9 protein-coding genes are annotated in these 13,408 nt (G+C 66.5%); 3 read left to right on the forward strand and 6 right to left on the reverse strand.

All coding sequences use genetic code 11. From position 1 onward, the window contains the following. The first annotated feature begins 99 nt into the window (after positions 1–99). The 3 genes from ASD72_RS01365 (at position 100) to ASD72_RS01375 (ending at position 5,564) form a co-directional block, all read left to right on the forward strand. Positions 100–2,082 carry an oligopeptide transporter, OPT family gene (locus ASD72_RS01365; protein ID WP_056878174.1) on the forward strand — a complete coding sequence of 661 codons (1,983 nt, stop codon included), beginning with the start codon at positions 100–102 and terminating at the stop codon, positions 2,080–2,082. Positions 2,083–2,175: 93 nt separating this feature from the next. Next, positions 2,176–4,242 (forward strand): S9 family peptidase, encoded by a 2,067-nt coding sequence (locus tag ASD72_RS01370; RefSeq protein ID WP_056878175.1) that lies wholly within the window; start codon positions 2,176–2,178, stop codon positions 4,240–4,242. 62 nt (positions 4,243–4,304) lie between these two features. Further along, positions 4,305–5,564, forward strand: a complete 1,260-nt coding sequence (locus tag ASD72_RS01375) for a DUF819 family protein (protein ID WP_056878176.1) — start codon at positions 4,305–4,307, stop codon at positions 5,562–5,564. 137 nt (positions 5,565–5,701) lie between these two features. Here ASD72_RS01375 and ASD72_RS01380 read toward each other — a convergent pair whose 3' ends face one another. The 6 genes from ASD72_RS01380 to ASD72_RS01405 all read right to left on the reverse strand — a co-directional run bounded on the left by ASD72_RS01380 (position 5,702) and on the right by ASD72_RS01405 (position 13,395). Beyond that, entirely contained in the window at positions 5,702–5,926 is a 225-nt protein-coding gene (locus tag ASD72_RS01380; RefSeq protein ID WP_056878177.1) for a CstA-like transporter-associated (seleno)protein, read from the reverse strand. A 3-nt stretch (positions 5,927–5,929) separates the two neighbouring features. Next, positions 5,930–8,017: a carbon starvation CstA family protein gene (locus ASD72_RS01385; protein ID WP_056878178.1), complete on the reverse strand. Its 2,088-nt coding sequence runs from the start codon at positions 8,015–8,017 to the stop codon at positions 5,930–5,932. Between the two features lie 112 nt (positions 8,018–8,129). Continuing rightward, positions 8,130–9,143, reverse strand: a complete 1,014-nt coding sequence (gene corA / locus ASD72_RS01390; RefSeq protein ID WP_056878179.1) for a magnesium/cobalt transporter CorA — start codon at positions 9,141–9,143, stop codon at positions 8,130–8,132. Positions 9,144–9,281: 138 nt separating this feature from the next. After that, on the reverse strand, positions 9,282–11,303 hold the full coding sequence (locus tag ASD72_RS01395) for a glycoside hydrolase family 97 protein (RefSeq protein ID WP_235577898.1): 2,022 nt from the start codon (positions 11,301–11,303) through the stop codon (positions 9,282–9,284). A gap of 45 nt (positions 11,304–11,348) precedes the next feature. Continuing rightward, positions 11,349–12,527 carry a DUF4105 domain-containing protein gene (locus ASD72_RS01400; RefSeq protein WP_081420064.1) on the reverse strand — a complete coding sequence of 393 codons (1,179 nt, stop codon included), beginning with the start codon at positions 12,525–12,527 and terminating at the stop codon, positions 11,349–11,351. Then, positions 12,520–13,395 carry a transporter associated domain-containing protein gene (locus tag ASD72_RS01405; protein ID WP_056878181.1) on the reverse strand — a complete coding sequence of 292 codons (876 nt, stop codon included), beginning with the start codon at positions 13,393–13,395 and terminating at the stop codon, positions 12,520–12,522. The genes ASD72_RS01400 and ASD72_RS01405 overlap by 8 nt, the downstream gene beginning before the upstream one ends. Positions 13,396–13,408: the final 13 nt, after the last annotated feature.

Consider the following 13,408-nt stretch of genomic DNA (forward strand, 5'->3'; position numbering starts at 1 on the left):
GGGGATTCCGGGGCGAGTATAGCGACGGCGCGCGTCCCGGCTGGACTTGCCGGGCAGCGGACGCTAGCGTGTCGGCTTTCCGCAATTCGGGAACATGCAATGAGCTCGGGGACCCCGCAACTTACCTTCCGCGCCGTCGTGCTGGCCATCGTGCTGGCCGTCGTGCTGTCGGCCGCCAACGCCTACCTGGGCCTGTTCGCCGGCCTGACCGTGGCCACCGCCATCCCGGCGGCCGTCGTTTCGATGGGCGTGCTGCGCCTGCTGGGCGGCGGCACGATCCTGGAGAACAACATCGTGCAGACCGGCGCCTCCGCCGGTTCGTCGATCGCGGCCGGCGTGATCTTCACGATCCCCGCGCTGATCATCCTGGGCTACTGGCAGGACTTCCAGTATTCCTGGGTGCTGGCGATCGCCGGCCTCGGCGGCCTGCTGGGCGTGTTGTTCTCGGTGCCGCTGCGCCGCTCGATGATCGTCGAGGAGCCGCTGCCGTTCCCCGAAGGCAAGGCCGCGGCCGAAGTGCTCAAGGCCGGTGAGAATCCGGGCCCGGGCCTGAAGATCCTGGCGTTCTCCGCCGCCATCGGCGCCGTGCTCAAGGTGGCCGCGCACAGCGGCATGCGCCTGATCCCGGACACCGCCGCGGGCGCGGGCTTCTTCGGCAAGTATCTCGGTTACATGGGCACCAACCTGTCGCCTGCATTGCTGGGCGTGGGCTACATCGTGGGCCTGAACATCGGCATCGTGGTGCTGTCGGGCAGCATCCTGTCCTGGCATATCGCCATCCCGCTGTACCACATGTTCTTCATGGGTACCGATCCTGCGCTGGCGCAGAGCCTGGTCGGTGCCGGTCCCGAAGATATCGCCGGCGCGATCTGGTCGAAGCAGATTCGCTACCTGGGCGTGGGCGCGATGCTCGTTGGTGGCATCTGGACGTTGTTCTCGCTCCGCAAGTCGCTGCTGTCGGGCGTGAAAAGCGGCATTGCTGCCGCGCGCGCTGGTTCTGGCGCCGCGGTAGCCGAGACCGATCGCGATTTGCCGATGAAGTGGATGCTGGTGGCGCTTGTCATCTTCGTGCTTCCGCTGCTGCTGCTTTATCAGGCCATCGTCGGCGTGTGGCATGTCAGCATCCCGATGGCGATCATCATGATCGTGGCCGGCTTCCTGTTTGTCTCGGTGTCGGCCTACCTGGCCGGCCTGGTGGGCTCGTCGAACAACCCAGTGTCGGGCATCACCATCGCCACCATCCTGTTCGCCTCGCTCGTGCTGCTGTTGCTGCTGGGTGAAAGTGGACGCATGGCAGTCGGCGCCGGTGGCGCACCGCTGGGTGCGGTCGCCGCGATCATGATCGGCGCGGTGGTGTGCTGCGCGGCGGCCGTGGGCGGTGACAACCTGCAGGATCTCAAGGCCGGTTACATCGTCGGCGCGACCCCGTGGAAGCAGCAACTGATGCTGGGCATCGGCGCGTTCTCCTGCGCGCTGATCATGGCGCCGGTGTTGAACATCCTGTCCGAGGCCTACGGCATCGGTGCGCCGACGGCCGAGCATCCGAATCCGCTGTCGGCGCCGCAGGCCACGCTGATGGCCTCGGTCGCAAAGGGCCTGTTCGGCGGCGAATTGCCTTGGAACATCATCATCATCGGCGGCGTGATCGGCGCGATCATCATCGCCGTCGACGAGACGCTGAAAGCCAAGGGCAGCAGCTTCCGCGTGCCGGTACTGGCTGCCGCGATCGGCATCTACCTGCCGCTGGAGCTGATGGTGCCGATCTTCCTCGGCGGCCTGCTCGCCTACCTGGTCGAGAAGCGCCATGGCATGGTCGGCACGAAGGACGAGGAAGCGCGCGACCGCATCCACCGTCCCGGCACCCTGTTCGCTGCGGGCCTGATCACTGGTGAAGCGCTGATGGGCATCGCGGTCGGCATCGCCATCTACGTGTCCAAGGATCGCGACGTGCTGGTGCTGCCGGAAGCCTTCCAGCAGGGCGAGATCGTCGGCCTGGTGATCCTGGCGATCGTGGGCTGGCTGCTCTATCGCGCGGGCGCCAAGGCGAAGGCGCTGGGCGACGCCGAACCCGGCCCCCGTTAAGCCAATACACGGCGCAAGGGCGTGACTTCACGCCTTTGCGCCGCGGCGCGCTTAGCGCCTAACATCGGGGTTTCCCTGTTGCCGGAGCCCTAGATGAAGCTCAAATCCGCCCTGTTGCCCTTCTGCTTGCTGGCGGCGCTGCCGTCGCTGGCCGCTGCGCGCGGCCTCGACGTGCGCGACCTGCAGAAGCTGGATCGCGTTTCCTCGCCCGTGTTGTCGCCGGACGGCAGCACCGTGCTGTTCGCCAAGCGCGTGGTCGATGCCGACGTGACCAAGGGCAGCAGTAGCCTGTGGGTCCGCAACCTGCTGACGCGCGACATGGGCCCGCCCAAGCGCCTCACGCCCGAAGGCTGGAACGTCAACTCGCCCGCGTTCTCGCCCGATGGCAAGACGGTCTACTTCCTCAGCGGCAAGTCGGGCATCCAGCAGCTCTACGCGTTGCCGCTGGCCGGCGGCACGCCACGCCAGCTGACGGCGTTCGCGCTGGACGTCGCCAGCTACAAACTGTCGCCGGATGGCACGCGCGTGCTGTTCAGCGCCGACACCTTCGCCGACTGCAAGGCGGACTTCGCCTGCACGCAGAAGAGGCTCGACGCCACCGCGGCGAAGAAGAGCACCGGCGTGGTCTACGACGGCCTGTTCGTCCGTCATTGGGACACCTGGGCCGATGGCCGTCGCAGTCGCCTGTTCGTGGCGGCGTTGCCGGGCGCCAAGGCCAAGGCGGTGAGCACGGCCACCTCGCTGACGGACAGCCTCGATGGCGACGCACCGTCCAAGCCGTTCGGCGGCGCCGATGAGTACACCTGGTCGCCGGACGGCGCCTCGGTGGTGGCATCGGTCCGCGTCGCCGGCAAGGGCGAGGCGTGGTCGACCAACTTCGACCTGTACAAGATCGCCGCCGACGGCAGCAGCGCGCCGGTCAACCTGACCGCCGCCAATCCCGCGTGGGACACCGGCCCGGTGTTCAGCGCCGACGGCAACGCGCTGTACTACCGCGCAATGAAGCGCCCGGGTTTCGAGGCCGACCGCTTCGGCCTGATGGCGATGGACCTGGCCTCGAAGCAGGTGCGCGAGATCGCGCCGTCGTGGGATCGCTCCGCCGACGGCATCGCACTGTCGAAGGACGGCGCGACGATCTACACCACGGCGCAGGACGTGGGCCAGCATCCGCTGTTCGCCGTCGACGTCGCCAGCGGCGCGGTGAAGTCGGTCGTGGGCGAAGGCAGCATCTCCGCCTTCGACATCGCCGGCGACACGCTGGCGCTGACCCGCAATACGCTGAAGAGCGGCGACCAGCTGTTCACGACGACGCTGTCCGGCGCGCCGCTGCGTGCGATCACGCCGAGTGCGCAAGAAGCCCTCGGCGATGTCAGCTTTGGCGACTTCGAACAGTTCAACTTCAAGGGCTGGAACAACGAGACCGTGCACGGTTACGTGGTCAAGCCGCACGACTACGTGGAAGGCAAGAAATACCCGGTGGCGTTCCTGATCCACGGTGGCCCGCAGGGCAGCTTCGGCAACGGTTGGAGCTATCGCTGGAACCCGCAGACCTACGCGGGCCAGGGCTACGCGGTGGTGATGATCGATTTCCACGGCTCGACCGGTTACGGCCAGGCCTTCACCGATGCGATCAGCCAGCACTGGGGCGACCGCCCGCTGGAAGACCTGCAGAAGGGCTGGGCAGCGGCACAGAAGCAGTACGCCTTCCTCGACGGCAAGAACGCGTGCGCGCTGGGCGCCAGCTACGGCGGCTACATGATCAACTGGATCGCCGGCAACTGGAACGAGCCGTGGAAGTGCCTGGTCAACCACGACGGCGTGTTCGACATCCGCTCGATGGCCTACGTCACCGAGGAGCTGTGGTTCACCGAGTGGGAGAACGGCGGCACCCCGTACGACGTGCCGAAGAACATCGAGAAGTTCAACCCGGTCAACCACATCGCCAAGTGGCGCGTGCCGATGCTGGTGGTGCAGGGGGAGAAGGACTACCGCGTGCCGGTGGACCAGGGCCTGTCCACGTTCACCGCGCTGCAGCGCAAGGGCATCGAATCCAAGCTGCTGTACTTCCCGGACGAGAACCACTGGGTGCTCAAGCCGCAAAACAGCATCCTGTGGCACGACACCGTCAATGCGTGGCTGAAGCAGCACATCGGCCGCTGACGCTTTCTCGAAAGGGCCGGTCATGCCGGCCCTTTTTCTTTGACTGAAGGAGAACCCCGCCGATGGCGATCGAAGCCACCGAACCTTCCACTGCGCTCATCCAGAACGACATCGTCCTGTTCGGCCTGATCGCCGCCACGCTGGGCGTGGTGTTCTGGACATCCTCGCGCGAAACAGGCTTCTTCAAGAAGTTCTACACCTACGTGCCGGCGTTGCTGCTGTGCTACTTCATCCCCGGCATCTTCAACAGCGTCGGCCTGATCGATGGCGCGGCCAGCAAGCTCTACAACCCGGTGGCGAGCCGCGTGCTGCTGCCGGCGGCGCTGGTGTTGCTGACACTGACCATCGATCTGAAGGGCGTGCTGAAACTGGGGCCCAAGCTGCTGGTGATGTATGCGGCGGCGTCGATCAGCGTGATGATCGGTGCGTTCGTGGCCTTCGGCGTGATGGATGCGGTGCACCCGGAGACCGTGGCCGGTGACACCTGGGGCGGCATGGCCGCGCTGGCGGGCAGCTGGATCGGCGGCGGCGCGAACATGGTGGCGATGAAGGAGGTCTTCGAAGTCGACGAGACCACGTTCGGCCAGTTCGTCGTCATCGACGTCGCGGTCGGCTATGTCTGGATGGCCGTGCTGATCTTCCTGGCGAACCGTGCGAAGGCCATCGATGCGCATACGGGCGCGGACACGCGTGCGATCGAGGAACTCAAGGAACGCCTGGCGTCCTATCAGAAGCAGCACGAGCGGGTCACCACGTTGACGGACCTGATGGTGATCCTGGCGATCGCCTTCGGTACGGTGGGCCTTGCGCACGCCGTTGCCGGACCGGCGTCGGCCTGGTTTGGCGGCTTCGCATGGGCGAAGCAGGTGAGCCTGCACGAGCCGTTCGTCTGGGTGGTCGTGCTGTCCACCCTGATCGGCCTGGGCCTGAGCCTGACCCGCGCGCGCGCGTTGGACGGTGCGGGTGCGTCGAAGATCGGCGCGCTGTTCCTGTACATCCTCATCGCGTGCATCGGCATGCAGATGGACATCGGCTCGCTAGCCGACAAGCCGTGGCTGCTGGCATTGGGCGTGATCTGGATCCTGGTGCACATCGTGCTGCTGGCGCTGCTGGGCAAGCTGCTGCGCGTGCCCTTCTTCTATTTCGCGATGGGCTCGCAGAGCAATATCGGTGGTCCGGCTTCGGCGCCGGTGGTGGCGTCGGTGTTCCATCCCTCGCTCGCGCCGGTGGGCGCATTGTTGGGCGCGTTGGGTTATGCGACGGGTACCGTGGCGGCGTACGCGGTCGGCGTCGGCCTGCGTGCGATGGCGGGGCAGGGTTGAGAACATGATCCTCGTGGGAGCGACGTGAGTCGCGATCCTGATGCTTCAGTTCGCGACTCACGTCGCTCCCACAGGAGATCAAACAAGAAGGGCGAAGCCACTGGCTTCGCCCTTTTTTGTTCGTCTGACGGAATCGATCAGCAACAGCGGAACCCGCTCCTGCCACCGAACCGCGCTTCCTGCCGTTCGCGGAAGAACGTCTTGTAGTCCATCGGCTCGCGGTCCGGGTGCTTCTCCAGCACGTGCCGGACGTAGTTGTCGTAGTCCGGAATGCCACAGCACAGGCGCGCGGTCTGCACCAGCCTCCGCCACACGCGCTTGTGCGTGGCGAAGTGCGAGATCGGAACGAGTTCCGTGCCCATGGCTTACAGCCAGGCCTTCTGCTGTTCGTCGGTCAGCGCGATGTACGGCGACTCGCGATCGGTGCGCACGCTGCTGGCGCGCGCCTTCAGGATCGCCTTGATCGCATACAGCAGCACGCTGAACACCACGAACAGGAACAGGACGGTCAGGCCGGTGTTGACGTAGCTGTTGACCACCACCTGGTGCATCTGGCTCATGCTCTTGGCGGCGCCGAGCAGCTGGCCGTCGGCGACGGCGGCCTGGTACTTCTTCGCCTGGGCGACGAAGCCGACCGCCGGATTGCTGTCGAAGATCTTGATCAGACCCGCATACGTCGTGCAGATCAGCAGCCAGATCGCCGGGACGACAGTGACCCAGGCGTAGCGGTCGCGCTTCATCTTGAACAGCACCACCGTGCACAGCATCAGCGCGATGCCGGCCAGCATCTGGTTGGCGATGCCGAACAGCGGCCACAAGGTGTTGATGCCGCCCAGCGGATCGACCACGCCCTGATACAGGAAGTAACCCCACAGCGCGACGCAGCCGGCGGTGCCGATGACGTTGGCGCCCCAGGAATCCGTCTTGCGCAGCGGCGGGATGAAGTTGCCCAGCAGGTCCTGCAGCATGAAACGACCGGCACGCGTGCCCGCATCCACCGCGGTCAGGATGAAGAGCGCTTCGAACAGGATGGCGAAGTGGTACCAGAACGCCATCATCGCGTCGCCGCCCGGCAGGGCGTCGTGCAGGATCACCGCGATGCCCACGGCCAGGGTCGGTGCGCCACCGGCGCGCGAGATGATCGTGCTTTCGCCGATGTTGTGCGCGGTCTGCGTCAGCATTTCCGGCGTCACCACGAAGCCCCAGCTGCTGACCTTCGCAGCCACGTCGACCGCGCTCGTACCGATGGCGGCGGCGGGGCTGTTCATGGCGAAGTAGACGCCCGGTTCGATGATCGAGGCCGCGACCAGCGCCATGATGGCGACGAACGATTCCATCAGCATGCCGCCGTAGCCGATGTAGCGGGTGTGGGTTTCATTGGCCAGCAGCTTGGGCGACGTGCCCGAGCTGATCAGCGCATGGAAGCCCGAGACCGCACCGCAGGCGATGGTGATGAAGAGGAACGGGAACAGGCCGCCCTTCCACACCGGGCCGTCGCCGGTGCTGGCGAACTGGGTCAGCGCCGGCATCTTCAGCGAGGTCACTTCCGGGCTGGCGATGACGATGCCGATGGCCAGCGCGACGATCACGCCGATCTTGAGGAAGGTCGACAGGTAGTCGCGCGGCGCCAGCAGCAGCCACACGGGCAGCACGGCGGCGACGAAGCCGTAGCCGATCAGCATCCAGGTGATCTGGGTGCCGGTGAAGGTGAACGCCGGGCCCCACGTGGGATGCGCACCGACCTTGCCGCCGAACCAGATGGCCAGCAACAGCAGGATGATGCCCACCACCGAGATCTCGCCGATCTTGCCGGGGCGGATGTAGCGCATGTAAATGCCCATGAAGATCGCGATGGGCATCGTGGCGATCACCGTGAACATGCCCCACGGGCTCTCGGCCAGCGCCTTCACCACGATCATCGCCAGCACCGCCAGGATGATGATCATGATCAGGAACGCGCCGAACAGCGCGATGGTGCCGGCCACCTGGCCCATTTCCTCGCGGACCAGGTCGCCCAGCGAGCGGCCGTTGCGGCGGCTGGAGATGAACAGGACCATGAAGTCCTGCACCGCGCCCGCGAGCACCACGCCGGCGATCAGCCAGAGCATGCCGGGCAGGTAGCCCATCTGCGCCGCAAGCACCGGGCCCACCAGCGGGCCGGCGCCGGCAATCGCGGCGAAGTGGTGGCCGAACAGCACGTGCTTGTTGGTGGGCACGTAGTCCAGGCCGTCGTTGTTGATGTGCGCGGGGGTCGCGCGGGTCGGGTCCAGCCCCATCACGTTCTTCGCGATGTACAGGCTGTAGTAGCGGTACGCCACCAGGTAGATGGACACCGCCGCCACGACGATCCACAGCGCGCTGATCTGCTCGCCCTGGCGCAATGCCACGACGCCCAGACACCCTGCGCCGAGGAGCGCGAGCGCCGCCCAGCCGATCTTGGAAAAACCATTCATTCGGGAACCCTCCGACAAGTCCGGACAAGGGTCACCCCATGCGGGAGGCCGGTCAATCCGTAATGACCGATTCAGCCTTCGACTTTGGTCGCAATCCGATGGCGTAGGGCGCTCAGAGCCAGCGCGAACGCTTGAACAGCCGGTACAGGCCGAAGCAGGCGAGCGCGACGCCCGCGATCAGGACGGGGTAGGCGAAGCGACCACCGAGTTCCGGCATGTGCTCGAAGTTCATGCCGTACCAGCTGGTGATCAGGGTCGGCGCGGCGAGCAGCGCGGCCCAGGCGCCCAGGCGCTTGACGATCTCGCCCTGCGCCAGCGTCACCAGCGAGAGGTTCACGCTGAGCGCGGTCGTCAGCATTTCACGCAAGGTGTCGGTGTATTCGTTGACGCGCAGCACGTGGTCCTGCACGTCGCGGAAGTACAGCCGCACTTCCTCTGGGATCAGCGCGCTCTGCGAGCGGGTCAGCTGGGCGAGCACATCCTGCAGCGGCGCCACGGCCAGCCGCATCTGGGTCAGTTCGCGCTTCAGTTCGTACAGCTTCACCACCGTCACCCGGCGATAGGTGTCGGCGAAGATGTCCTTCTCCAGCGTATCCAGCGTCTGTTTGAACTGGTCGATGATCGGCCGGTAGTTGTCGACGATGTAGTCGAGTACCGCGTACAGCCCATACGACGGGCCGAGCGCCAGCAGGTCCGGTTCGCGCTGCACGCGTTCGCGCACCGGCGCGTACGACAGCGACGCACCGTGGCGCACGGTCACCAGGTAACGCGGGCCGAGGAAGGCGTGGGTCTCGCCGAACTTGATGCGGTCGTCCACCACCTGCGCCGTATGCACGGCCACGAACAGCGAGTTGCCGTAAGCCTCCAGCTTCGGGCGCTGGTGGGCATTCTGCGCGTCCTCGACGGCGAGGTCGTGCAGGCAGAACTCTTCCTGCAGTTTCTCCAGGATCGCATCGGCCGGCTCGTACAGGCCCACCCAGATGAAGCTGCCGTCATCGACCGCGAGGACGTCGCTGATTTCGTCCAGACCGATGTCGCGCCGTTTGCCACCCTGGTCGTAGACCACGCAGTTGACGACGCATTGGGGCAGGACGGGTTTTTCGGTGGGGCTGGCGACGTCATTCATGGCGTGAATCGTGCGCCACGGAGCCGTATCCGACAAGCCCGGTCCGCTGTTGTGGGAGCGACGTCAGTCGCGATGGCAGGTCCAGCGCATCGCTGATCCCGGTTCGCGACTTACGTCGCTCCCACCACCAGGTTCACCTCACTGGGCCACGAACCGGATCGCCTGGCCGCCACCCGGCGCCAGTTTCAGCGTCATCGTGTCGCCGCGCGTTACGCTGCGCTCCTCGATCACGATGTCCTGCGGCGCGGTCTTCCAGTCCGCCTTGTCGCCGTCGCGGTAGATCTGCGCGGTGTAGCGGCGACCCTCGTCGAGGAAGGTCAGCGGCACGCTCAGGGTGCGGCCGTCTTCGTCGGTCAGTGCGCCGAGGTACCAGTTGGGGCCGCCGCGCTCCTTGCGCGCGATGGTCACGTAGTCGCCGACCTCACCGTTCAACACGCGCGTGTCGTCCCAGTCTACCGGCACGTCCTTGATGAACTGGAACGGCGCCGGGTTCTTCTCGTAGTTCTCCAGCAGGTCGGCGGCCATCTGCAGCGGGCTGTAGATGACGACATACAGCGAAAGCTGCTTGGCCCAGGTGGTGGCGATGCCGTCGGTGGAGCGCGTCTTCATGCCGAAGATGCCGGGCGTGTAGTCCATCGGCCCGGCGAGCAGGCGGGTGAACACGAGGTTGGCTTCGTGTTCCGGCGGATTGCCGGGTTGGCCCCAGGCGCTGAATTCCATGCCGCGTGCGCCTTCACGGGTGACCCAGTTCGGATACGTGCGGCGCAGGCCGCTGTCCTTGATCGGCTCGTGCGGATTGACGGCGATATGGCGCTTCGCCGCCTCGGTCACCACCTTCATGTGGTGGCGCGCCATGTCCTGGCCTTCGTGCCACGCGTAGTGGCGCTTGCCGTCGGTGCCGGTGACCTTGGCCTGGCTGGCATCGGCCACATAGCCGGTCTTCACCGCAGGCACGCCGACGCGCTGGTACAGGTCGAACGCGGCATCGAGTTGCGACTCGTAGTGCGCGGCGTTGCCCGAGGTCTCGTGGTGGCCGATCAGCACCACGTTCTTCGAACGGGCGTAGCGGCTGAGCGCTTCGAGGTCGAAGTCGGGATACGACTTCGTGAAGCTGAAGTCCTCGCCGTTGCCGAACCAGTCGCCGTCCCAGCCGACGTTCCAGCCTTCCACGAGCACCCCGCCGAAGCCGTTCTTCGCGGCGAAATCGATGTGCTTGCGGACGTTCTCGTTGGTGGCGCCGTGCTTGGGGCCGGAGGCCCAGCTCTTCAGCTCCAGGTGCATTTCCCACCACACGCCGACGTACTTCATCGGTTTCACCCACGACACGTCGCCAAGGGCATTGGGTTCGTTGAGGTTGAGCGTCAGGCCGGACATCGCCAGCCCGGCGGCATCGTCGCTCAGCAGCAGCGTGCGCCACGGCGTGTCGAATGGTGCCGCACGCACCACCTTGCCCTCGCCGATGCCGGGGGTCAGGTCCGCTTTCAGTTTGCGGTCCTCGACGCGGGTCAGGTTCATGCCGCTGTAGTCGACCAGCGCGGCTTCGTGGATCGACAGATGGGTGCCGTCCGCGAACTTGAAGGTGATCGGCGTCTGCGCGTCGCCGACCTGCTGCACCGGCGTGCGGTGGTACAGGTATTCCTCGCGGTTCCATTCGCCGGCGGGGATCCACCACGCGGTCGCATCACGGGCCAGCGAGAACTCCGTCAGTTCCTCGCTGATCTTCACCTGTTCGAGGCCGGGCTGCTTCGGGAAGCGATAGCGGAAGCCGACGCCGTCGTCGAACACGCGGAACACCACGTCGAAGCTGCGGAAGGGCTTGGCCTTCTCCTTCAGCGTGACCGTCAGTTCGTTGTAGTGGTTGCGGATGAAGCGGCGCTCGCCCCAGGGCTGTTCCCACGTCTCGTCGAACGCACGCGTGCGCGGCTGCACGATCTCGATGTTGCGTTCGAACTTCGGCGCGTCCAGCAGCAGGAAGCCGAGCCGCGACGAGGCGATGACCGGCTGGCCCTTGCGCGAGACGGCATACGCAGGCCGGCCGTCGTTGTCGGTGGACAGCTCCACCACGATGGAGCCGTCGGGCGAGGCGACGCGCGGTCCCGGTGCCGCGTGCGCGGCAGCGCTGGACAGCAGGACGAAGAGCGGAAGAAGGAAACGGGACATGCGACCCTCGCGATAAGCAGAGGGCCGCATCGTGCGTGGCGGGACTCAGTGCGACAAGCGTCGGGGCATGAATACGTATGCAAGCGCCAGATGCACCGGCAGCAACAACGCGATCCACGACTGGTTGTATTGCAGCCGCAGCGGCAGCCAGTGCAGGAACCACGCGACCAGCGCGCCCACCGCGACGACGACCGTGAGCCAGCCGAACCACGCAGGTGGGATGCGGCGGCGCAGCACGGCAATTGCGCCGGGTATCAGCAACACGCACAGCGGGTTCAACAGCAGCAGGTTGCGATTGGCCCACGCGGCCCAGTGCTCGGTGAAGCCCCACAGATAAACCAGCAGCGCGCCCGCCACGAAGCACGCCAGCCACAACGGCAGCGCGAGCGCCGCGATCACGCGCGCGTTCCGACGGCCCACGAAGGCGATCAACAGCGCGACCGCGACACCGGCCGCGAGCCACGGCCACCAACGGCGCGGCGTCTCGGCGGGTTCTGCCGCGATGCGGTGCGGCAGCAATTGCATCTCGGACTGCACCAGCGGACGTCCCGCCGCGTTCTTCGCCTCGCGCAGGCTGTCGGCCAGGCGCATCGGCACGTAGGCTTCTTCCCAGCGCGACATCGGCTTGTCCGCCGACGGCCCCAGGCCTACGTCGAAGCCCAGCCACATCCACGTCGCCGGCGAGGCCAGGCGCACCGCTTCGCTGCGGAAGGTGTTGCCGCGCGAGCGGCCGGCCAGCTGCGATTTCAGCCCACCGCCGAGCGCCGCGTCCAACGCGTCGCGCACCTGCGTGGAGCAGTTGGAAGTGAAGTAGTCGTAGCGGTAGCGCGCGTTCTCGGGGCGCGCGCGCTCGGCCAGCGCATCGGCCAGTGCCTGCGCCTGCCCGGGCGTGATGTCCAGCCATTGCAGCGACACGCCGCGCCCGCTCTCGCGGTACTGCGCCAGGTCCTGCTCGAACGGCAGCGCGACCAGGTAATACATCATGTGGCCGCGGGCGAAATTGCCGACGAAGTCGGCTTCCGAGGGGTCGAAGAAACCGAAGTTGTACGAGATCGCGTCGCCGTTGGCGGGGTCGACCACGACGATGGCGTTGTGGCCGAAGCGCTCGAAGAAGACCTCGCCCGGCTGCATGGTCGCCACGCCGATGCGCGGCGCCGCCCAGGCGGTCGCCGCCAGCAGCCAGAACACGCCCAGCAGCGCCAGGCGCGTGGCCAGGCTACGCATCCGCTAGCACTCCGACGTGGAACGCGTGCACGCGTCGCGCGTCCGCGCGCGCCACCCGGAACATGAAGCGGCCCAGCGTCAGCTCCTCGCCGGTTTCCGGCAGGTGGCCGATCGCGGCCGTCACCAGCCCGCCGACGGTGTCGTACTCGTCGTCGGGGAAGTCGGCACCGAAGCGCTCGTTGAAATCGGCGATCGGCGTGAGCGCGTCCACCACGAACTGGCCATCGGCCTGCGCGGCGATCAGTGCGGCACCGTCCTCGGCTTCGTCGTGCTCGTCGTCGATCTCGCCGACGATCTGTTCCAGCACGTCCTCGATCGTCACCAGGCCGGCAACGCCGCCGTACTCGTCCACCACGATCGCCATGTGGTTGCGCGACAGGCGGAATTCCTTCAGCAGCAGGTTGAGCTTCTTCGACTCCGGGATCAGTACCGCGGGCCGCAGCAGTTCGCGCACGCTGCCGGGGCCGTTGTCGGCGACCACGCCGCGCAGCAGGTCCTTCGCCAGCAGGATGCCGAGGATCTCGTCCTTGTTCTCGCCGTGCACCGGGAAGCGGGAGTGGCCGGATTCGACCACCTGCTTCATCAGGTCGAGGAAGCGCGCCTCGACGGGCAGCGACACCATCTGGGAGCGCGACACCATGACGTCGCCCACGGTGAGGTCGGCCACGTCGATGGCGCCTTCCATCATCTTCAGGGTGTCGCCGCCGATCAGGCCGTCGGACTGCGCGTCGCGCAGGAGGGCCACCAGGTCTTCGCGTGTGCTGGGTTCGCCGGAGAACGCCGAACTGAGGCGGTCCAGCCAAGTGCGCCGTTTCTCCGAGGGTTTGTCGGAGCCATCCGGCGCGTGGGTACTGTCGTCTTCTGACATCTCGTGGGGGTGT

Source organism: Pseudoxanthomonas sp. Root630, from assembly GCF_001427585.1.
In the GTDB taxonomy this organism is placed as follows: domain Bacteria; phylum Pseudomonadota; class Gammaproteobacteria; order Xanthomonadales; family Xanthomonadaceae; genus Pseudoxanthomonas_A.